14 protein-coding genes are annotated in these 22268 nt (G+C 52.5%); 1 reads left to right on the forward strand and 13 read right to left on the reverse strand.

Annotated elements, in window-relative coordinates; translation table 11 throughout:
* Positions 1 to 8: 8 nt before the first annotated feature.
* The 13 genes from H8S80_RS08735 to H8S80_RS08795 all read right to left on the reverse strand — a co-directional run bounded on the left by H8S80_RS08735 (position 9) and on the right by H8S80_RS08795 (position 19860).
* Positions 9 to 3563 (reverse strand): ATP-binding protein, encoded by a 3555-nt coding sequence (locus H8S80_RS08735; protein WP_117631829.1) that lies wholly within the window; start codon positions 3561 to 3563, stop codon positions 9 to 11.
* 5 nt (positions 3564 to 3568) lie between these two features.
* Positions 3569 to 7153 (reverse strand): response regulator, encoded by a 3585-nt coding sequence (locus tag H8S80_RS08740; RefSeq protein ID WP_029466319.1) that lies wholly within the window; start codon positions 7151 to 7153, stop codon positions 3569 to 3571.
* Between the two features lie 72 nt (positions 7154 to 7225).
* Positions 7226 to 8056, reverse strand: a complete 831-nt coding sequence (locus H8S80_RS08745; RefSeq protein WP_117631831.1) for a TIGR02452 family protein — start codon at positions 8054 to 8056, stop codon at positions 7226 to 7228.
* Positions 8056 to 8973 carry an NUDIX hydrolase gene (locus H8S80_RS08750; RefSeq protein WP_117631833.1) on the reverse strand — a complete coding sequence of 306 codons (918 nt, stop codon included), beginning with the start codon at positions 8971 to 8973 and terminating at the stop codon, positions 8056 to 8058. The genes H8S80_RS08745 and H8S80_RS08750 overlap by 1 nt, the downstream gene beginning before the upstream one ends.
* A complete protein-coding gene (gene ybiA / locus H8S80_RS08755; protein ID WP_117631835.1) occupies positions 8970 to 9548 on the reverse strand; it encodes a riboflavin biosynthesis intermediates N-glycosidase in 579 nt (192 codons plus the stop codon). Before ybiA ends, H8S80_RS08750 begins: the two co-directional genes overlap by 4 nt.
* A gap of 383 nt (positions 9549 to 9931) precedes the next feature.
* Positions 9932 to 10810 (reverse strand): hypothetical protein, encoded by an 879-nt coding sequence (locus tag H8S80_RS08760; protein ID WP_002604036.1) that lies wholly within the window; start codon positions 10808 to 10810, stop codon positions 9932 to 9934.
* Between the two features lie 212 nt (positions 10811 to 11022).
* Positions 11023 to 12552 carry an LCP family glycopolymer transferase gene (locus H8S80_RS08765; protein ID WP_347562423.1) on the reverse strand — a complete coding sequence of 510 codons (1530 nt, stop codon included), beginning with the start codon at positions 12550 to 12552 and terminating at the stop codon, positions 11023 to 11025.
* Between the two features lie 124 nt (positions 12553 to 12676).
* Positions 12677 to 14506, reverse strand: coding sequence for an NlpC/P60 family protein (locus H8S80_RS08770; protein WP_117631839.1), 1830 nt, complete (start codon positions 14504 to 14506; stop codon positions 12677 to 12679).
* 94 nt (positions 14507 to 14600) lie between these two features.
* Complete coding sequence (locus H8S80_RS08775) at positions 14601 to 15338, reverse strand: glycerophosphodiester phosphodiesterase (RefSeq protein ID WP_025530488.1); 738 nt, start codon at positions 15336 to 15338, stop codon at positions 14601 to 14603.
* Between the two features lie 19 nt (positions 15339 to 15357).
* Positions 15358 to 16752 (reverse strand): ABC transporter substrate-binding protein, encoded by a 1395-nt coding sequence (locus H8S80_RS08780; RefSeq protein WP_117631841.1) that lies wholly within the window; start codon positions 16750 to 16752, stop codon positions 15358 to 15360.
* 90 nt (positions 16753 to 16842) lie between these two features.
* Positions 16843 to 17718 (reverse strand): carbohydrate ABC transporter permease, encoded by an 876-nt coding sequence (locus H8S80_RS08785; RefSeq protein WP_373265045.1) that lies wholly within the window; start codon positions 17716 to 17718, stop codon positions 16843 to 16845.
* A gap of 32 nt (positions 17719 to 17750) precedes the next feature.
* Positions 17751 to 18617, reverse strand: coding sequence for a carbohydrate ABC transporter permease (locus tag H8S80_RS08790; RefSeq protein ID WP_002604030.1), 867 nt, complete (start codon positions 18615 to 18617; stop codon positions 17751 to 17753).
* 124 nt (positions 18618 to 18741) lie between these two features.
* Positions 18742 to 19860 carry an ABC transporter ATP-binding protein gene (locus H8S80_RS08795; RefSeq protein WP_117631845.1) on the reverse strand — a complete coding sequence of 373 codons (1119 nt, stop codon included), beginning with the start codon at positions 19858 to 19860 and terminating at the stop codon, positions 18742 to 18744.
* A gap of 491 nt (positions 19861 to 20351) precedes the next feature.
* Between H8S80_RS08795 and glmS the strand changes: the two genes are divergently transcribed.
* Positions 20352 to 22169: a glutamine--fructose-6-phosphate transaminase (isomerizing) gene (gene glmS, locus H8S80_RS08800; RefSeq protein ID WP_002604028.1), complete on the forward strand. Its 1818-nt coding sequence runs from the start codon at positions 20352 to 20354 to the stop codon at positions 22167 to 22169.
* The last annotated feature ends 99 nt before the right edge of the window (positions 22170 to 22268 follow it).

Here is a 22268-nt window from a genome sequence, read left to right on the forward strand (position 1 = left end):
TCTTTTGATTATCTATCACTATCTTCTGCCTCCCAAACTGTCTTTTTCTTAAGTGCCCTCAAAAGGGTCTCCCGAAGCACCGCCATATCGACAGGCTTTGCCACGTGGGCGTTCATTCCCGCCGCTGCCGCCGCCTGTATGTCCTCGGCAAACGCATTGGCCGTCATCGCAATAATCGGAATAGCTGCCGCTTCCTCCCGCTCCATGCTGCGGATCGCTCTGGTCGCATCATATCCGTTCATCCCCGGCATCTGGACATCCATCAGAACAGCGCTGTATGTATGGGGTTCCGACTCCATAAACGCGCGTACCGCCTGTTTTCCGTCGGTCGTTACCACAGTCCTGGCGCCGCTCATGGCGAGAAGCTCGCAGAGAATTTCCGCGTTAATCGCATTATCCTCAGCCACCAGAAAGAGACATCCGGCAAACGTATCGCCGTCAGCAAGCGAAAATGCATTCCACCTGGCCGCCTCTGGCTCCGTCTTCCTTTCAGCCTCCGCCGCGGCCTCTTCCTCCGCCTCCAGGCAGTCGAATTCCAGTTCTATTTTAAAGCAGCTTCCTCTGCCCACCTGGCTTTCTGCCTGGATTCTGCCTCCCATCAGGTCAATCAGCCCTTTCGTAATGCTGAGCCCCAGTCCCGTTCCCTCGATGCGTTCTGTGCTCTCATTGCGCATAAACGGTTCAAACATGCAGGCCAGAAACGTTTCCGACATGCCAACACCCGTATCGCTGATCGTAAAGAGATAGCGGGCGCGGCCGGCCTCATTTGCCGAAGGCTCGACCGGAGAAATCTCAGTCAGCCGGAACTCCACGCTTCCGCCCACCGGCGTATACTTTACCGCATTTCCCAGAATATTGATCAGAATCTGATTTAACCGCAGGGAATCGCCGTAAAAATGCTTGTGTCTCACGTCTTCCATATGGACCGCAAACTGAAGCCCCGCCGCCCTGGCCTGAGGCGCCATCATCGCGGACATCTGCGCCAGCAGCTCGTTTAAGGATATCTTCATACGGTTCAGCGTAATCTGGGAACGTTCGATCTTATTCATATCCAGAATATCATTGATCAGACTTAACAGATGCCTGGATGAGATGGATATCTTCTGCAGGCAGTCCGCCACCCTGTCCCGGTCCCCTAAATGGGCGATCGCCAGAGCAGTCATGCCCATCACCGCATTCATGGGCGTGCGGATATCGTGGCTCATGGTGGAAAGGAAGTCGCTCTTCGCCCGGTTTGCCTCTTCCGCGAGGGCCAGGGCGTCTTCCAGCGCCTTCTTGGCCTTCCTCTCGGCAGTCAGCGTATCCGTCACGTCTGCCCTCACCAGGCCTACCGTCGAGTGATTGACATCGCTCCACATGACGGTGATCTGTTTGTACCGCTCCCCCTCATCCGTATGGTACGAAAGAAGGAAATCGTATCCGTCCGGCTTCTCCCGAAGGCCTTCCAGAATCGTATGGATGCGGAATCTGGCGCGGACTTCCGCCTCATTTTCCTCGGTGATGCATTGGTCGATAAATCCCAAAATCGCCTCCTCATAGCACTCGGAATAGGCGGGAGGAAGATTTTCCAGAACCGTCGCCCTCGTGTACATGGTAAGACTCCTGCTGGCCAGATTGATAAATCCGGCCAGTTCAAAGGTATAAGCGATCAGACGCAGCATTCCCTGCTGCTCCCTGACAGAATCCGTAATATCCGTTCTCGTAAGACAGATTCTTCCAAGTCGGAGGTCGACCGGGGACAGAGTTATACTTTTTGTGCGGATATCCCCGTCTTGATCCATAAGGGAGAAGGTGAAGGAATAAGGCCCTGACTGCAGCTTTTTTATCACATACTCCGGATTCATGTTGTACTTATACCGCTCCCGGTCTCTTGGCGCCATAACGCCCGAGGTCTGCACCCAGGAGGTCCACTCCGAATAGTTTCCCTGGGGCGGCGGAACACATAAGATGCTGTCGCTTTGCGTAAGTACCCGGTAATAGTCTGCCGTCAGGTTAATATCCACGACAAAGTCATGGCTGGCGGTGGTAAGCCGATGCAGAATCCGGTCGTTAATCGTCTGATCGGTGATGTCGGTGATCGCCAGGATACCGGTGACATCGCTGCTGTCCGGCGTATCCACCAGAGTCATCATAATCTGCACGTACCGGCCCGTCGCCTCTCCCGGAATCTGGACGAAGCACTCCATACACTGCTCAAAATCTTTGCGCTTAAACGCGGCAAGGGACGGCTCATTCAAATAGATACCATAGAATTTGCGCCTCTCTTCCTCATCCACTATCAGAGTGCCCATTCCGGTAAAAAACTCCTCCCGCACGCTTCCAAACAGTTTTAGCGGGTTCACTCCCGTGTAATCGATGATTTCCAGAATTCTGTTCTGCGTAATGTTGCAGTGACCCACGATCAGGGCGTTGGAATCCTGTGTATGGTAATGCTGAAGAATCACATCCTTGTACTGCTTCCGGATCAGCTCCTTCTCCTCCAGTTCCCCCGTCATATCCCTCAGAACCGAATAAATCCGCTTCTCCTCGCTATCACGGTTCATGGTCAGGCTGTTCTTTATCCAGACATAACCGCCGCTGCCCTTTTCCAGGCGGTACACGATCTCACCGTTCCGGTCACTTCCCCCGACGTACGCCTCCATCTGCGCGTTCACCCGGACTCTGTCATCCGGATGGACACCGGCCAGGGCATCCGTCTCATACAGCTGCCACGCGTCCTCCAGTGTCATATCCGTCATGTCCGCAAAGCCCTCGGAGATAAATTCCGGCTTCAGCGTCCCGTCCTTCTCATAATGAACCACCACGATACCGCCGGGAAGATGCTTTAAAACCGTCTGGAAATACTGCTCCAGACGTTCCCGTTCTCTCCTGTTGGTCACTTCCTCCGTGACATCCCGGACGTATTTTACAATGGCCGGCCTTCCATTCCAGTCAATTTCACGGAAATGGGTGCTGTAAAACCGCCCCGTCTCTCCCGTCTCCATGATATGAGACGTTCCATCCGGCTCATGGCTGGTAAGTGTACAGAACTCGCAGGGCGACGTTCTGCCGTACAAGGCGGCATAACACGCCCGTCCGACTCTGCCCCGCTCTTGCCCGCGAAACCGGCCTGATTCATTGGCATAGAGAAGCTCATACGTCTCCCTGTCAATCACATAGATTCCGTCCGCCGTCTCATCTGCAATCTGCTTCAGCAGACGGTTCTCTGCGGACATGACTGTATACACAATACAAAATTTATCCCTGCCTGCTGCCCGCCGTCCATTCAGACGAATCCACACAGGATCTCCGTTGTTCTGCCTGATCCTGCATGAAAGGTCCAATAATTCACCGCTGTCATAAGCCGCACATACCGCCTCCATCACCCGTTCCCTGTCCCGGCCGCAGATGAGGCCCAGCACATCCGAGAAAAAAGAGGGCACAAACTGTTTTCCGGCGACGCGGTAGACCGAAAGACCGCCCTGAACCGCATCGAAAACATCCTGCATCGTTTCTTCGACGCAGGATGTCCGTTCAGGCTCCAGAGGAGCCGGCTGATTCATGGAGAGAGAGTCTTCACGCATCTGTGTCACTCCTCCTTTCCAAAGATAAAATCATACAGTGTCTGATACAGCCGTTCCGGCTCTATGGGCTTGGCCAGGTGCGCATTCATCCCCGCCGCCCGGCTCTTTTCGATATCATCGTCAAAGGCATTGGCCGTCATGGCAATAATCGGAATATCCCTGGCATCCGGATTGCTCAAATGGCGGATATTGACCGTGGCCGACAATCCGTCCATGATCGGCATACGGATATCCATGAGTATGGCGTCGTAATAGCCAGGCTCCGTTTTGCTGAATATCTCCAGCGCCCGCAGTCCGTTTTCCGCCGTATCCACCTCGAAGCCCTGATCCGTGAGCAGCAGAGCCGCCACCTCGGTGTTGATCGCATTGTCTTCCACCAGAAGCACGCGTTTCCCTGAAAAATCGAAATCAAAGCCTGCGGATACCTGTTCCTGCTCATCCTTCTCTCCCAGCGCCCTTGAAAACGCGGACACCAGGGAAGACTTGAACATGGGCTTGCTCATCAGTAGATTGACCCCGGCCAGCTTCGCCTCGTGCTCGATGGAACTCCAGTCGTAGGCGGTCATGATAATGATCGTGACATCAGGCCCCACAATCTGCCTGATCTGTCTCGCCGTCTCGATTCCGTCCATCTCCGGCATCTTCCAGTCGATCAGGACCATATCGTAATAGGCGCCCCGGCCCCAGCATTCCCTGATTCTGTCCACGGCCTTGCGCCCGCTGTCCACCCATTCCGCCTTGATTCCCATCTCATGAAGCGTCACGACGGCGCTCTCACAGACAGCCACATCGTCATCCACGACCAGCGTCTTTAAGTGGGAGAAATTAAAATTCTGCTTCTTCTGGTTATGGCGCAGCTTCTCCTCCTCCGTGATCCCCAGTTTCACATCCACGGTAAACTCCGTGCCGATTCCCTTGATGGAGCGCACCGTGATCTTGCCATCCATCATATCCACAATGCTCTTGGAGATCGCCATCCCCAGGCCCGTGCCTCCGTATAAGGCGGTAGTGCCGATGGACTCCTGGGTAAACGGCTCAAAAATATGGGGCAGGAACTCCTCACTCATACCGATGCCTGTATCGTTGATAATAAAGCGCAGAACGGCATCGTTCTTCATCTTGCTCCGCTGAGACGCCGAGAGGGTGACTTTCCCGCTCTCGCCGGTAAATTTGATCGCATTATTCAAAATATTGATCAGAACCTGCTGCAGCTTCATGGCGTCGCCGATGTAGTAATCGTCCAGAACCGGGTCCACAATGCACTCGTAGTCAACCTCCTTCGAGGCCGCCTGCGGATAACAGATGGAATTAATTCCGCAGAGGAATTCTTCCATGGGAATTTTATCGTTCTTCAGCAGCATCTTTCCGCTTTCAATCCGGCTCATGTCCAGAATATCATTGATCAGCGACAGCAGGAAGCGGGAGGAAATGCCGATTTTGGAGATGCAGTCGGCTACCTGATCGTCGTCCCCGATGGATTTGGCCGCAATGGTGCTCATGCCGATAATGGCGTTCATGGGCGTCCTGATCTCATGGCTCATCCTGGAGAGGAAATCGCTCTTGGCTGCGTTCGCCTGCTCCGCGGCCGCCAGCGCAGCCGCCAGCTCCTCCTTCTGGCGCTGCTCGCCCCGCACGATATCGGTTACATCGGTGCGCACGATACAGATCCGCCCCAATTCTCTGCTGATATAGAACACTTTAAACCGCTTGACCCGCACGTTGCCGTACTCATCCCGCATCTCCGCCACAAAGGAGTAAGTGTTCTGATCCTTTAACATCTCCTTCATATATTCGCTGTCCAGCTGGCTTAAGTACTCCTTTTTCGCCGCGCTGTCCATATACTGTTCCGCAATCTTGGTAATCTCTTTCTGGAATTCTCCCTGCCACGGAATCAGATTCTTCTCCGAACTGTTGAAAGAAACCTGCTGGTACGTATTCCGCCGGATATCGACATCCGTAATGCTGTCATAATCCAGCTCCGCAATCCTCTTGAGCAGGCGCTCCGTCAGCTTCTGCTCCGTAATATCCAGGACATAAAAGAAAACGATAATATCGCCGGTCTCCGGGTTTAAGCAGGACTTGAAGTTCATGCTCCCCCAGAAGGTTCCGCCGTTATATCTGCACAGGAACTCGTAATGATAATCCGTCTTTCCGGCCGCATAGTCTTCCAGCAGCTTCTCCCGCCGCAGCGCCCAGCGGAGTTCCTCTCCATATGCAGCGTCCACGGCACAGGAGGACAGACTCTCAATCGTCTCATCGTAGGAAGTTCCCGTATGGGTCAGGATGATATCCGAGGTGGACAGATAGCTCTCCACCCGGTTTTGCGTGACGTTCATGCGTCCCTGGATGCTGCCGTCCGAGGAAGACATCTCCGCAAAATAGGTCAGTTCCTTCTCGTACAGCTCCCTCATACGTTCCTGCAGAAGCTTTTCCTCCGTTATATCCACGAAAACGCAGTAAAAATACTGTTCACTTCCCTCTTCCTTCAGCAGCTGGGCCTTGATGGAGATCCACTTCACCGTTCCGTCCTTACAGATCAGCCGGTTCTCGTTGTGAATCGTGTTGCCATGGGTCAGCTGCCGGTTCAGCCGGTCTGCCATAATCTCCAGGTCATCGGGGTAAATGACGGAAGCCATGGTATTCCCCATAGCCGCGAATTCCTCTCTGGTATAGCCCAGGAATTCAAACAGACCGTCATTGGCGTCAATCACAGAAAACTCCGCGTCAAAACGGCACCGGAACACGGCGCCTGGAATGTTATTATAAAGATTCAGGACCTCTTCCCTGGCCTGTTTCTGAGCGGTGACATCGACGCAGACCGACATGATCGCAGGTCTGCCGTCTTCCGCCGTCACCTCGCGTCCCTGGTCGTGAACCCAGATATAGGAGCCGTCGCGCTTCTTCATCCGGTACTCGGTCACATACTCCCCCGAGACCGCTATCTGACCGGCCACCTCGCTGTCCACCCGCTCCCGGTCCTCCGGATGCATGCAGTTGGTAATCATTCCGCCGATATCCCGAATAAAGGCCTCATCATTCTCATAGCCCAGATAATCCAGCATCCGCCGGTTGATAAAGTAAAATGGAAATCCTTCCTCTATGTATCCGCCCATCATGCCGCCCGGCAGAGAATCGTCCAGCAGCTTCTGACGCTGTTTTGCGATGTTCTCCATGACAAGCGTCTGCGGATAGTGTTCCTCGTCCCCCTGCTTGTCGCTGGGTTCTGCAAAATGAAGGCTCTTAACCAGCCACACACCGTGCTCCCGCATCAGAATGAAGAAGCCGCGCAGGAGCCAGGAATATAGAGTATTTTTAAGCGTCAGCCCAATGGAGAAATTCCGGAGATCCTCTCCAAGCCGCTGCTCGTGAACGATCGTAACTCCCACCGCGAACGGTTCCGGTATCTCCTGGATGTCCTGAGCGATATACTCGGCCATCTCTTTCTTTCCGTGGGCCGCTTCCTCCTCACCGGTACCGATAAACATGACGTCATCTGCAAAAAAAGCAATGGTCTCCTCCATACTGCGTCGTTCAAACCAGGCGCAGCAAAGCGCTTTCACACATTCCCTGGCTGTTATCTGTTCGTTCATCTTCCTTTACCCCTCCTGCAGGTGCCGTACCTGTCTGCCAAAGGCTCATAATTTTGGCCATTTGTAACAATTTTAGCATAGAACCCCATAATATGCAAATGCGTTCAGACATGCCTTATTTTTACTTCTGTCCAGAACCGCAAATACGATCTGTTCAAAAACGCCTTTAAACTCTCCGCTCAGCAGTTCCTCCCACCATGCGGCGATTTTTACCGGATCGTTTCTGAATACGCCGCATCCGTACGCTCCCAGAACCAGATTCTTTGCCCCTCTCTCTGCAAAAACAGCGAGAGCCAGCTTCATCCGGCGCCGCATTACGCGTTCCGCCGTGTCGCAGTCTTCGCCCTTTAACAGGACCTGGCCCATATTGACGGCTGGCAGTGTCAGGACCGACGAAGTAAACGGTTTCTCCAGGAGCCGGAAGCCTCCGTCCCGGAAGAATACTACCTCCGGAGAATAGATGGCGTGGTCCGTATACATCATGGACTGGCACGCCCGGTTGTTTCTGTAATACTCCTCGTGGACGGTCAGCGTCCTGTAAAGCCCGCTGGAGGCAGCCAGGCTTTCCTCCTGGGCCATGGCTCCGTTTATGAAACCGCCGCCGGGATTCTTGGCGCTGGCAAAATTCAGGATGGCGATATTCTTCTTTCCCTCCAGAGATAACTTCCAGGCTGCCTCCACGGTGGAGATGTCTCCCACGGTGCATCCGCACTGCTCATCTCCTGTGCGGCCGCCTTCTTCATACGCCTCCAAAAGCTGCGCCCCCTCCTCCGGGGTGATCAGGACGCTCTCCTTTACTGACTTTTCATGTGCTTCTTCGATGGAAATCCTCTGGTCTCCATACAGATAATATCCCTGTTCCAGGATCCGGAGCGTTTCCCGCGCCGTCGCTTTTCTGTCCATTATTCTTCCTCCAATTTTCTGCGGAACAGTCTGGAGGGACGGTGGCCCTCATTCTCCGTGAAGGAATCGGTTTCCTCTACCAGATGGGCAATCTTACGCCTGAACGCCGCCTTTAGCAGCGTTTTCCCCAGGATGACCTCATACACCTGCTGCAGCTGGGTCAGTGTAAACTCCTTCGGCATCATATGGAGGGCGAGATCCGTATACTCCACCTTTCCCTTCAGCCGTTCCAGCGCATAGGCAATGATCTTCGCATGGTCGAAGGCCAGCCCGTCATTTTCCAGAATTCTGTATTCCGTAACTGTTTCGTGTTCTGTTTTTACAATCTTTTTTTCTATCATGGAACGCAGCACCACGTCCTCATGGCTTAATTCCAGTTCATACCGTTTTGTGCGTATCGTCTTCATGCCGTCGTAGGTCATGTTCTTTCTGTACTCGATGTGTTCATCCATTAAGCGGAAGGAAGTACGGAACCAGACCGCCTGATCCGCATCGTCCCCGGCACTTACCCGAACCTTGGAAGAGTCGATGAGCGCCATGTAGGAACAGCTCATAACCCATGTACGCGGGTCTCTCTCCGGCTCGCTGAAGGTATAAAGCTGCTCCAGATAGACGTGGTCAACTCCTGTCTCCTCCTTCAGCTCCCGCTTGGCCGCCGCCTCCGTCGTCTCATCAGGCCGCACAAAGCCGCCGGGAAGCGCCCAGCAGCCCAGATAAGGGTGGACGCCTCTCTGAATCAGCAGCACTTCCAGCTCCTTTTCCGGAAGCTTCCTGTAATTCTCCTCCTCCGTCTCCATGACGGTAAAGATAACCATGTCGGCCGCAACAGACGGCCGCACGTAATCGCCCGGTTCGTAACTGCTCAGATACTCAGCCTCTGTCAGCCCGTTCCGGTCACGCAGCTCCTTCTTCTTCATCCGTTTTCCCCCTCTTCCCTTTCCAGGAGAAGGTCACGGACCTCCGTCAGGGCAAAGCCCAGGAAATTAGTCCCCCGCCACTTCACAGGACATTCCGCATCGGGATTACTTTTTCCCATACCGATGCCCCAGATCCGGTCTCTCGGACTCGCTTCCACCAGGATTCGCGATTTCGTGGTCTTCAAATAATCCCACAACTCCGGATTCTGGGAAAACTTCGCCAGATTCCCCCGCTTAACGATCTCATAGCAGGCGCCGTCCCACTTATCCTTATCGAAATTCCTGACGGCACGCCCGTACGCTTTCATCTCCTTCGGATGCTTTGCCTTAAGAATCATGGAGAGCATCTCCCCGTCACCAAACATCCTGGCCTTTTCCGCCATCATAAACTGCTCCGCACACGTATATTCCGTACCGTCAACCGCAAACCGGCACATCCACCACTGGCTGAAGCACGACTCGTTGATGCGTCCGTCCGCAGGCGGCGTGTGTCCCCAGAAAAATAGATATTTTAAATGATCGCCTCTGTTATAGGCCTTTCTTAAAGTTTCCAGATCGTAGATTCTGTTTCTCATGGCGTCCCCTTTCTCCGTCTCTCTTATTTTCTTTTAGTTATTATCATTTAGATATTATTATTTTGTTACTATCATATATTACACTAATCTTAACGCAGTCCCATCCATTTGTCAAGCACATTGTAAATGGCAGAAATATGAATTTTTCGTTCCATATTCCTGCCATACAGTTATATTTTTGCTATATAATTAGCGGTTTTGGTTACATTTTTGATAATTAACGCATTTTTAGCATGACTTTTGTAACTTTTTGTGTTATACTACATTCAGCTCTTCTTTTACATGCCATTCATGGACACTCCCCAAATTCCAGAATGGCATATATTTTTGTCTAAAATCAGCCTGCTGCACAGTCTTCGTTTTCTATTTCCCACTTACATGTACTATGAAAAGCTGTAAAAATAGTGGTTTCCTTTGCTGTCGGTAAAGTAAATTCCTTCTGCCGGATCGCTGCCGTCCTCTCCCAATGCTTCCGCTCTCTGCGCGGAGGCCGTTGATAAATCCACTCCGGACGTCTCCAGCTCCTTCTTAATCTGATCCCGTTCAGAAAAGAAATCATAGAGGTATGGAGTTTCAACCGCGCGAATTTTTGACAGGCCGTCGCCGCTGTACGATATCACGATGTAACCATATCTGCCGTTATCGGCGGAAAATGTACAGCAGTACAGCTCCCCCTGCTCCTCATCAGGAACCGGATCACGGTCTAAAACCGTATATTTCGTAAAGGTATCGTAATTCCACCTGGCGTTTTCCATGCCGCTTATCTCATCGAGCCATCCGTTTAACAGCAATTTTTTGAAGATGGATTTTTGCACCATCTCATAAGCCCGTGAAGACTGCCCCTCATAATAAGAATTGCTCAGCGCTGCCAGATTGGCTTCCAGGGTATCCTGCTCCGTGCTCTTTATAAAGCTTAAGCTGCCCTTCGCTTTCTTTCCGGTTACTTTGATCTTATATATCCCCTTCTTCTTGATCTCGATCTGGAATGCGCCTGTGGGGACGTCCTCGTTTTCATATACCGTTTCCCCGTCTTCACTCTGAACGGTTACCGACAGCTTTCCCGAATCACTCACGATATCGGCGTCGATCACGTCCCCCTGATCCATCTCAAAGTACTGGGAATCCGTGGTATTAAATATGCTGTACCTCATAATAAGCTGGCTGCCATTCCCCATTCTGCTGCCGCTGAACGACAGGCCGTTGCAGGCCATCAGCAGCAATGCCGCGAACATTGTGCTCAGAATACAGATGATTTTCTTCATAATACCCTCCAATCCATTTTCATTCTCTTCTTTTTCTTAATCGTACACCCGGAATCTAAAGATAAAGGAAGAGAAAGACTTAAGTTTTCTTAAAGTTTTCGTTTTTTCATTTCCATAAAAAACAGCCGACAGGTCAACATAATATTTTTATGTCAACCTGTCGGCTGTGATTCTATTTCATACCGCTATTTTTCACTATTCCTGTCACTGCATCAGACCCCAGGTCCCACTTCTCCCGGGCCACCCGAAGAACCTCCTGCCGGACCTTTATCACCAGGCGCTGAGGGGGCTGGTGTCTCCGGAGCCTTCGTCGTCTCAGACGCAGCCGGCTCAGAGGCCTTCGTCTCTGCCTTAGTTTCTTCCTTCGTCTCTTTCGTTCCCTTCGTCTCCTCCGATTCTTTCGCCGCACCGTCAAGGCCGGCGCCCGGACCGATGAGGCTTCCGTCACCATTGGTCTCAGCCGCGGTGGTCTCCTCCTCCGTTGTCTCGGCTTCGGTCTCCTCCGTGGTTTCCATGGTCTCTTCCACGCTCACCTCTGTCACTCTTTCCGTCTCAGGCGGAGCCGTCTCTTTGGGCGCAGAAGCTGCCCCCGAATTCTTTTTCGTAGAGCCGCCGCCTGTGGGAGCGTTCTTTCCCGGTTCGCTGATTCCGCTCTCCTCCGATATTCTCGCACTGATGGATTTCACCGTGGAAGACGGGGAGTAATTTTCAACATTATACAGGAACTGATGAAGCTGAATGACGTTGCTCTCCAGTGTCGTCGCAATTACGCAGTCCATTTTCCCGATTCTCATGGTTGTCCTGGAAAATGGGAAACCGGCTGTCTCGCCTATATGGTACTTTGTAATCCCCTTGGCAATCGTAAATAAATCATCGATCCCAATGCTCGTTGAAATCTGAGGGAATACCGTGGATACCAGTGTCTTTAACGTACCAAAATCGGCCTGTTTTGCCTTTTCCAGCGCGAGGGTCACAACCTTTCTCTGACGTTCCGTTCTGTTAAAATCGGTATCCATCAGACGCAGTCTGGCATACGCCACCGCCTGCACTCCGTCCAGATGATTCATACCCGCGCTCTTCAGCTGGTAGGAGCCGATCCCAGTGGAATTAACCGTCTCAGTGATAAAACCGTTTATATAAGAAAATTCCGCATCTGTAATCTCAATATCCACGCCGCCCAGGATATTGATGGCCTCCGCCACCGCCTTCCAGTTAAATGTGGCGTAATCATCGATCTTTAAATCCAGGTTTTCGTTCAGCGCCTCTACTGCCTGCTTATGGCCGCCCTTAAAATAGGCCTCATTGATCTTATGATACGTTCCTTCGCTGTTAATCTTTAAATATGTATCACGGAATACGGACACCAGCTTGATCTCCCCCGTGGCCTTGTCAATGTTGCAGATCATCTCAACGTCGGACAGGGCGCCTTTTTCCAGTTTTCCATCGCGGGAATCCACACCGAATATTGCAATCGTCCAGTATCCCTTCTGATTCGTTCCCTTCCCAAAAATCAAAAATGCGCTCACCACCAATATGGCCAAAACGGCCAGTTCGATCATCAGCATCCGTTTCTTCTTTTTCTTCTTGCGGATCCGTTCCTCCCGCAGCTTCTGGTGTACATCCTGGCGTCCCGCATATTCCACTCTTGGGTTTCTACCGTCACCTTTCTCATGATATGCACGGCCGCTTAAGTTGTCCACCTTTCTTTTTGCACCGCTGCTGCGCCTCTTCTGTGCACGCATACGGTCTAATTCATCCTCATAATCCATAACAGGTTATTCAGTCCTTTCCTGTGATTTACTTTGGCAAACCTTACTTATTCTACCAGAAACAATCTTACTGTTTCTTGCTTTTCTCTTACGTTTCTCAGTCAATCAGCTTTCTATAATAAGGCCAGCTGGCCTGCATGGTGCTGACTGTCACATTATTTACGCTTCCGCTGGACTCATGCACCACCTTCATCCGATCCTCTGATTCCCATGCCAGGAACATGACGACATGCCCCTCGTCGCCCAGCCGGACAATAATATCTCCCGGTTTTAAATCCGCTCTCGCCACAGCGGTGCCGCAGTTGGCGAGTCCGTCGGTGCTCTCTGCAGGAAGCCTCTTTCCCAGCGCCGACCAGTATACCCAGCTGATCCATCCCGAGCAGTCCAGTCCCTTCATCGTGCGGCCCTTCTCATCGGCAGCCGCCAGGGAGCCAAAATGATTCCCGTCGTAATCCGGCGCCGATGGCTTTCCGCCCCAGTAGTACGGGACTTTTCCCACAGAAGACAGGGCGTAGCGGATCAGGCGCCTTCGTTCCAGAGAGGTGTCCGCAGGAAGAAGGCTTAAGTAGTATTCCGTCTCAGACTGCGAAAGCGGATTCGAAATATAGGTGGACGAAACCGTCAGCCCATAGGCAGCCTTCCAGTCCTGGGCGGCCAGTTCTAGTACCGCGTTTTTATGTTCCTCGGTCCAGCCGGGAAAACCAGCTTCCTGTTCGGCGGCTGTCACTTCCTCCGCTATGGAGAACAGCGATTTTTCCGATGAAGAGGCGCCTGCAACAGCCGCAGTAATATGAAGGTCCACATGCCCCGGACACTTCGTCAGAGGCGTTTTTTCTTCCTTATCCCTTTCCTCTTCCTTATCCGTTTCCTCTGCCGTTTCTGTCTCAGCGGCTTTAGATGCTTCCATCAGTGCGATTCCAGGGCCGATCTCCGCTTTGGTCTCCTGTTCCACGGCTTCTGCTGCCCCTTCCGCCATTCCACTCCCTGTCCTGTTGTCTTCTCCCAAAGCCGTTGCCTCTGAAGCAGACGGCACTCCCGCCCCAATCTCCGCTGTTTCCGGCGTCGCCTGTGAATGATCTGAAGCGGAGGCAGCCGCAGTCCCGTCCGCTCCGCTCTGCGCCTCCTCAGAGCCCGTCAAACCGTCTCCTGATGCATTCTCCGGGTTCTCTCCCGAACCGGCGGTTCCTGCTGCCTCAGAGGCTTCCGTATCACCGGACGCCTCCTCCAGACAGCCGTCGCAGTAATACACCTCTCCGATGGAATAATGAATCGAGTGAGACTTGTCCCAGAGATTCAGCACGTAATTCAGAAAGGCATCACTGTCCTCAGGGTCCGTGTAATAAAAGTATGTATTTGCCATGGCCATGATTTCCTTGATATTGGAATCAGCCATAATTCTGTTTCCATTTTCATCAGTAAAGACCATGTCGATGCGCGACCACTCGGAGAGCAGCCAGCTGTCAGGATTGTCTTCTGTCTGCGATTCATCAAGCGGATTGTAGAGTCCCCGCACACGGTCCGCGGGAAGTCCCAGCTTTGCAGCGGCTTCTGCCGGCTTCCGGTTGGATAAATCATAGATGGAGGCCAGCCATTCCGAGTCTTTTACAGATAATTCACGGAGGATCTGCCCTGCCAGACTGTTCTGCGCATCCGTGCGGTCTGCGCCCTCCGGATAGAGATAAGCCAGATTCAGCGCAGCAAGAGAAGGCGAAAATACTTCTTCCGCCTCCGTCTCCGGCATAGTTTCCACCGGCTTTGTTTCCTCCGGCACGACAGGCGGTATAGAGACCACAGGCCGCGCCGGTTTATTTTCTGGTATATCATAGGATGAAAGATAAGACTGGGCCCCCGCATGAATCGCGGTTCCCACAAGAGCCATAAAAATGGCGGATATAGTCTGGTTTCTGACGGTTCTGTTTCGTTTCATCGGTTTTCATCTTCCTGTTATCGTTTCTAAAGTAAGAATATACCATATTGTCCCGTCAAAAAACAGAGAAAAAGAATTAATTGTTTATTAAGATTCAGTATCGGCTCATCTCGCGCACCACACGCAGCGCCACATCCGGGTAGTTGGTGATCAGGGCGGCGATCTTCTGCTCCGCAAGGATCCTCATGGCCCCTTCCTCGTTCACAGTCCACACGTGGAGCGGCAGTTTCTTCTCCTTCGCCTCCTTGAGAAGCTTCCCGGAACGCAGGTGGTAGAGTGCCGGATGGAGCGCATCCACTCCCAGCTTCTTCCCGTAGGAAGCCACATGGATCCAGCCATCCGAATACAGGAGTCCCGTTTTGGCATCCGGGTCCAACCGTTTCACCTTTAAGAGGCTGGGATGGTGGAAGGACGAATAGATCACCCGGTCCTCCATTCCCATCTCCTTTACCAGCTTAACGGCCGCCTCTTCGATCCCCTTATAACGGACGATCCCCGTCTTCAGTTCGATATTTACGGTCAGCTTCGAAGGTTTGATAAGGGAAAGCACCTCTCCCAGCTCCGGAATCCTCGCATCCGCAAACTCCGGGTGCAGCCTGCTGCATCGGAACTTCTTTAACTCCTTCATCGTAAAATCTGCCACACAGCCGCTGCCGTCGCAGACCCGGTCGATGGTCTCGTCATGTATTACGGCCAGAGAGCCGTCCTTCGTCATCTGGATATCCAGCTCCACTCCATCCGCGCCCTGGCTGACCGCCAGTTCAAATGCCTCCAGCGTATTTTCCGGCGCATAGGCCGACGCCCCTCTGTGTGCCCAAACCTTCGTTTTCATCGTCCCGTACTCCTTTTCTTTACTCGTTCAAGAGATTGTAATCCTCAATGGATTTATTGATGCTATCGGCCATCTTCGCCACCGTATCTTCCGGGGAAGTGCCGTTGTTTAACATATTTTCAATTTCTGTCTCCACGATCTGTCTCGCCTCTGGGAAAATGCTTAAGAGCGCCCCCGCTGACTGCGGTGTGGAATCATGAAGCTGGTCGATCGCCGTCTCAAACTGGGGATACTTCGCAATATTCTCCTGGAATACCGTCTCCTCATGTGCAGCCACGGTTACCGGGAAGTAACCGGTCTGGGAATTCCAGTAAGCCTGGCTGGCCGGAGAAACGAGGAATTTCACGAACTGCCAGACCGCGTTCTGTCTCGCCGGATCTTCGTTGTTCAGCGCCCAAAGGGAACCGCCGCCGATCGACACGCCGCCCTGGTCCTCGTCGCTCACCTTCGGGAAATAAGCGGTGCCCACTTCAAATTTGCCGTTTACGTCATTTAAGATCTGTTTTAACGAAGCGGTAGATCCAAGCGTCATAGCCGCCTTTCCTGCGCTGAAATCAGCCAGTCCGGCATCTCCTCCGCGTCCCACATTAGGCGCATACCCCTGGTCTGCCAAAGCCTTCCATGCGGTAAGCGTCTTAACGCCCGCGCCGTTTTTGTCAAAATCGACTGCCGTTGCCGCCGCGGTTCTTCCGTTGCCGTTGTCCGCATAGTCCGCGCCCTGTTTGGAAGTAAACTGTTCAAAGAACCAGCCGTAAATTCCCAGGGAAATCACCTCTCCGGCACCTCCCTTTTCGAGAAGCCCGTCTCCCACAGCCGCAATCTTCGGCAGGCTGTCCGGTATCTCCGTGATTCCCGCCTTCTCAAACATGTCCTTGTTATAATAGAGAATTGGAGTAGAGGAATTAAACGGCATGGAGTAAAGGACGTCATCCACCGTATAGTAGGCCGCGATGTTCGGTTCTACCTGGCTTAAGTCCCATCCTTCCCCGTCGATCAAATCCTGCATGGGGATCACCCAGCCGGAATCGATCATGAACCGGGTGCCAATGTCATAGATCTGAACGAGGTCGGCCCCCATACTGCCGATCTGGGCGCTCTTAAGCTTGTTGATCGCATCGTCATAGCTGCCCTGATACTGGGCTTCCACGGTGATTTTATCTGTGTTCTCCTTATTAAACTGCTCCACCAGAGTATTGATCGCCTCACCGTTCACGCCGCCCATGGAATGCCAGAAGGTGATGGTTACACCATCCGCCTTATTCTCTGCCGCGCTGCTCTTCACCGCCTCTGTTCCCGCAGACGTATCCTGTGCCGTCGTATCACTTTCTTTCGTTCCTGTCTGGCTGCTGCAGCCTGTCACGCTTCCTGCGGCCACCATAAGGGCCATGCAGGCAGCAATTGCATTTCTCTTCATGCTTATTCCTCCAGAATTTTCTTTCTTATTTTATCTGCATCGGGATTGCCGTGCGCCTCATTTGGCGCCGGTCTGCTAATACCGCCGGAACTAGCCTTTGACGGCGCCCGAAAACATTCCATGGATCAATTGTTTCTGTCCGATCAAAAATACCGAAATGGACGGTATAATGATCATCACCACGCCGGCAATCATCATGGATATGGACTGGGAATCCACACTGTCCAGCATTCCGATTCCGATCTGCACGGTCCGCATGGAATCAGAGCCGGTAACCAGCAGCGGCCACATATACATGTTCCAGGCGTTGATAAAGGTATAGACCGCCATAGCTCCGATCGCCGCCTTCGTAAGCGGAATCAGAATTCGGAAAATGAATTTTATATTCGAGCATCCGTCGATCTTCGCCGATTCATACAGTGAAATGGGAAACGTCATATAAAACTGACGAAACAGGAAGATCCCCATGGCCGATGTCAGGTACGGGATAATCAGCACCTGATAGCTGTCCAGCCATTTGAGACGGCTGACGGTTAAGTAATTGGATATGATGGTGGCCTCGCCCGGTATCATCATCGTCGCCATGACAATCATGAACAGGACATTTTTGCCTTTAAAGTCTAAAAAAGAGAAGGAAAATGCCGCCAGAGAGCAGGATATGATCTGCCCGAAGGTAATGGCGCCCGCCACGATAAACGAGTTGAGAATAAACCGTCCCAGCGGAATTTTTCTCATGGCCTCCTTAAAATTATCCATGGTAGGACTCGACGGAAACAGATTAAGTTCCGTGGTAAAAAGCTCACTGGAGGGCATAAAAGCGATGCTCACGGCGTAGAAAAGCGGCAGCAGGATCACAAAAGCCGCCACGACGTTGACAGCTACCAGCGCGGTCCGTTCCACTCTTCTTTTGATCAGGGCCTTCTGATTGGCCTCCTGGTAGAGTCTGGCGATCTCCGCCTCGCTCATTTTGTTTCTCTCTGCAGTTATGGTAGAATCCATCAGTAGTTTACCCCCTTCTTCTCCAGCCGGAACATGCACAGCGTGAGAATCATAATGATGCCGAACAAAAGAACCGACTGCGCCGCCGCGCCTCCGAACCGGTAGTTAAAGAACGCATCCCGGTAGATCGAATATACGATTAAGTTGGTGGATTCTCCCGGCCCGCCCTGTGTCAGGACCTTGACCTGGCCAAAGGACTGAAAGGCCTGAATGATATTGACCACCAGCGTATAAAACAGAATAGGGCTGAGTCCCGGCAGTGTCAGATGAAAGAATTTGGCCCACGCGCCGGCGCCATCCACGGACGCCCTTTCGTAGATCGATTCATCGATATTGCTGAGTCCCGCACTGAAATACAGGAAATTGATCCCGCTGTTCAGCCATGCGGTCACAAGAGCCACACAGAGAAGCGCATATTTCGGATCACTGATCCAGTTGATATTAAGTCCCGTCAGCTTGTTTACAATGCCGATCGACGGGTGAAGCATAATTTTGAAGATCATGGCTGCCGAACTGGAGGCGATCGCCATAGGAAGCGCATAGGCTGTGCTGAAGACCCGGATTCCCGGAAATGTCTTATTGCACAGCAGGGCCGTAAAGAGTCCCAGCAGCATGCTTACAGAGACCACAATCGCCACGAACACACCCGTTACCACGAGGCTGTTTAAAAATGAGGAGGACGTTAATAAGTCCTTATAGTTTCCGGCTCCCACAAAGAGCCTGGCCTGCCCCATTTTGTTCGTTTTATAGAGGCTTAAATAGATGGTCTTGAAAAAGGGATAGAACAGGAAAACCGCGAAAACCGCCAGGGCCGGGACGAGATAGGCGTATGGGCCGGCCTTTTTTACCATTGCTTTCACTTTCATTGGAATACTCACTCCTTACAGATAGAATAAAGAGTCCGTTTTGCCGGACTCGCGCGCCGGAGCGCGGTCGCTTTAGCGGCCATATTTCCTCAGCGCGTAGTGCGCATACCCCGTAGGGCTTTCATTACATAGGACGAACTCCCCTATGAAATGAAATATTTTCTTCCGTCTCCATGTCAAACAGCTTGATGCGGTCCATGTCGACAAAGACCGTCACCGTGCTTCCCGGTTCCGCTTTGAAATCCGGTTTCGTACGGACGCAGAGCTCATTTCGTCCGCTGTTTCCATAGAGAAGCTGTTCGGCACCCAGCATTTCCTTGATTTCCACTTCCAGCGGAAGCGCATTTTCCCCGGGTCCCGTCTCATGAAAGTCTTCCGGCCTGATCCCCAGATACACCCGTCTTCCCAGGTATCCGCCTTCGATCAGCCGGGAGGCGCACATACGGTTTACATACAGTCTGCTGCTGCCAAATTCCAGGCAGACTCTCTCATCGCGCCGTTCCACCCACGCCGGCAGAAAATTCATCGCCGGAGAACCGATAAAACCAGCCACGAATTTATTCACGGGATTCTGATATAAATCCCCGGGGGCAGCGGCCTGCTGAATCTTACCACTCCTCATAACGACAATCCTCGTCCCCAGCGTCATGGCCTCTACCTGATCGTGAGTCACATAGATCACGGTAGCGCCCAGTTCCCGGTGCAGCTTCGAAAGCTCCACCCTCATCTGCGACCGCAGCTTCGCGTCTAAGTTAGAGAGAGGTTCATCCATGAGGTACGCCTTCGGCTCCCTTACAATCACGCTGCCAATCGCCACTCTCTGCTTCTGGCCTCCCGACAGCGCGTGTGGTTTTCTGTCCAGCAGATGGGCGATATCCAGAATTTTTGCGGCCTGCCTCACCCGTCTGTCGATCTCCTCCTTCGGTGTCTTCCGCACCTTCAGCCCAAAGGCCATATTCTGATACACCGTCATATGAGGGTACAGCGCGTAGTTCTGAAACACCATGGATAAATCTCTGTTTTTTGGTTCCAGCATGTTGACCAGCTGACCGTCAATCCAGAGCTGACCGGAGGAAATCTCCTCCAGCCCGGCGATCATACGGAGCGTCGTCGACTTCCCGCACCCCGACGGTCCCACCAGAATCAGGAACTCCTTATCCCTGATATCGAGGTTCACATCCTTCACCGCCTCAAAACCGTTCTTATAGGTTTTGCACACATTTACTAACGATAAACTCGCCATAACAGTTCCTTCCTTTTCTTTCCGGTATGCTCTAATTTTATAAGGGCAATGTAAAATGAAAAAGAAAGTTTTCGTAAAATGGTTGTAAACCTTCTATTGACGCACAAAGTTGTTCGGGATATAATAGACTAAATTTATGAGGAGGCATAAATTTCAATAGCAAAGCTAAGCGCCATGCACCTGTAAGTACGAGCGTGAACGGTGAAGACCGGTACTGAAGGTTAACGAGGAGAAGAGTTTATCGAAGAATTCGGCGGATGCTCTTCCATGCCATCCGGGCGTGTATCCTGAACGAAATATGCGGGTAACCGCAAAACAAACGCGCAGGAACCGGACTGATGCGACTAAACAGCATAACAGACTAAAATGACAGACTGACAGACAAAAATTAAAACCGAAGCTGAAAAAGCTGCCGTTCTCAAAGACGAGAAACAGACAGTCTCTTTTTTGTGCGGCCTTTTATCAGAAAAACTGAGAGGAGATTAACAACTATGTGTGGAATTATTGGTTATACAGGACCCCTGGACTCTAAAAAAATACTTTTAAACGGACTTTCCCAGCTGGAATACCGCGGGTATGACAGCGCCGGAGCCGCGCTTTGCATGGAGAACTCCCACATCTGCCTGGTCCGCCGGACCGGCAAGGTGGCAAACTTAAAGGAGACGATGGAACGGATCACAGACGTCTCCCACTGCGGCTTAGGCCATACGAGATGGGCGACCCACGGCGGTGTGACAACACAGAACACCCATCCCCATCAGGCCGGAAAAGTCACTCTGGTCCACAACGGGATCATCGAGAATTACCATCAGCTGACCGAACAGTTTCACTTGGAAGCTAAGCTTCATTCCGAGACGGACAGCGAGGTGGCCGCCTGGGTGCTCGACAGCCTCTACCAGGGTGACCCGCTGGAGGCCATCACCAGGCTTGTAGCCCTGATTAAGGGCTCTTACAGCTTCTGTATCATGTTCGAAGACTACCCGGGAGAGATTTATGCCATCCGGAATGTAAGCCCCCTCGTAGCGGCTTACACGCGTTCAGGCTCCTTCGTGGCCTCGGACTTAACGGCGCTCATCCCTTATACGAGACAGTATTTTGTCGTCCCCGAAGACCATATCGTGCGTCTGACCTCCTATAAGGTCCACCTCTACAACCTGCAGCGCCATGAAGAGATGCCGGAACTGATGGAAGTAAACTGGAACATGGATGCCGCCATGAAAAACGGCTTCCCCCATTTCATGCTGAAAGAAATCCACGAACAGCCGGAGGCGCTGAGAAACACCATACTCCCCCGTCTGAGCAAGGGGCTGCCCGATTTTACCGACGATCAGATCCCGGATGATGTGTTCACTTCCTGCTCCCAGATCCACATCGTGGCCTGCGGCACTGCCATGCACGCCGGGATGGCAGCCAGGAGCATGATGGAGCCCCTCCTTCGAATCCCGGTCACAGTGTCGGTAGCGTCGGAATTCCGTTACGAGGAGCCCCTGATCGGCGAGGACACACTCGTCATCATCATCTCTCAGTCCGGAGAGACCATCGATACGCTGGCCGCCATGCGGCTGGCGAAGAATTACGGCGCGGCCGCCTTATCCGTCGTCAATGTAAAGGGATCCACCATCGCAAGGGAGAGTGATTACACGCTCTATACCCATGCAGGCCCTGAAATCGCTGTAGCCAGCACGAAAGCCTACTCCGTGCAGCTGGCCGCCCTCTATATGATTGGCTGCCGTATGGCCCTTGTGCGGGGCAAATACAGCGTCCCCCAGGCCACCGAGTTCATGAAGAAGCTGTTGGAGGCCATTCCCGCCATGGAGGCCATGATCGCTCAGAAAGATTCCATCAAGGCTCTGGTCACACATTTAATCAACAAACCCGATGCGTTTTTCATCGGCCGTGGACTGGATTACTCCTTTTCCCTGGAAGGCGCGCTGAAGCTGAAGGAAATCTCCTATATTCACGCGGAAGCCTATGCGGCCGGCGAGCTGAAGCACGGTACCATCGCTCTGATCACAGAGGAGGTACCTGTTATCGCTATCGCCACACAGGAAAAAGTCTTCGCCAAGACCATCTCCAACATCCGCGAGGTCAAGGCCCGCGGCGCCTTCGTAATTCTCATCACCAAGGAGGACGCCGTCTTAGATAGAGGAGTCGCCGATATTCATATCCGCATTCCGAAGATCGGGGACCGTTTTACCGTCTTCCCTATCGCGGTCGTGCTCCAGCTGATCGCCTACTACGCCTCCACCGGCAAGAATCTCGATGTGGACCAGCCGAGAAACCTGGCAAAATCCGTTACCGTGGAATAAGAACGAAGAACGGCCGCAGAATCAATGATTGATCCTGCGGCCGTTCCCCGTTCTTCCCGCGAGCGGCGGGTCTTTAATTCCCTGATGCTCCCGTTTCCG

Source organism: Hungatella sp. L36 (genome assembly GCF_014288035.1).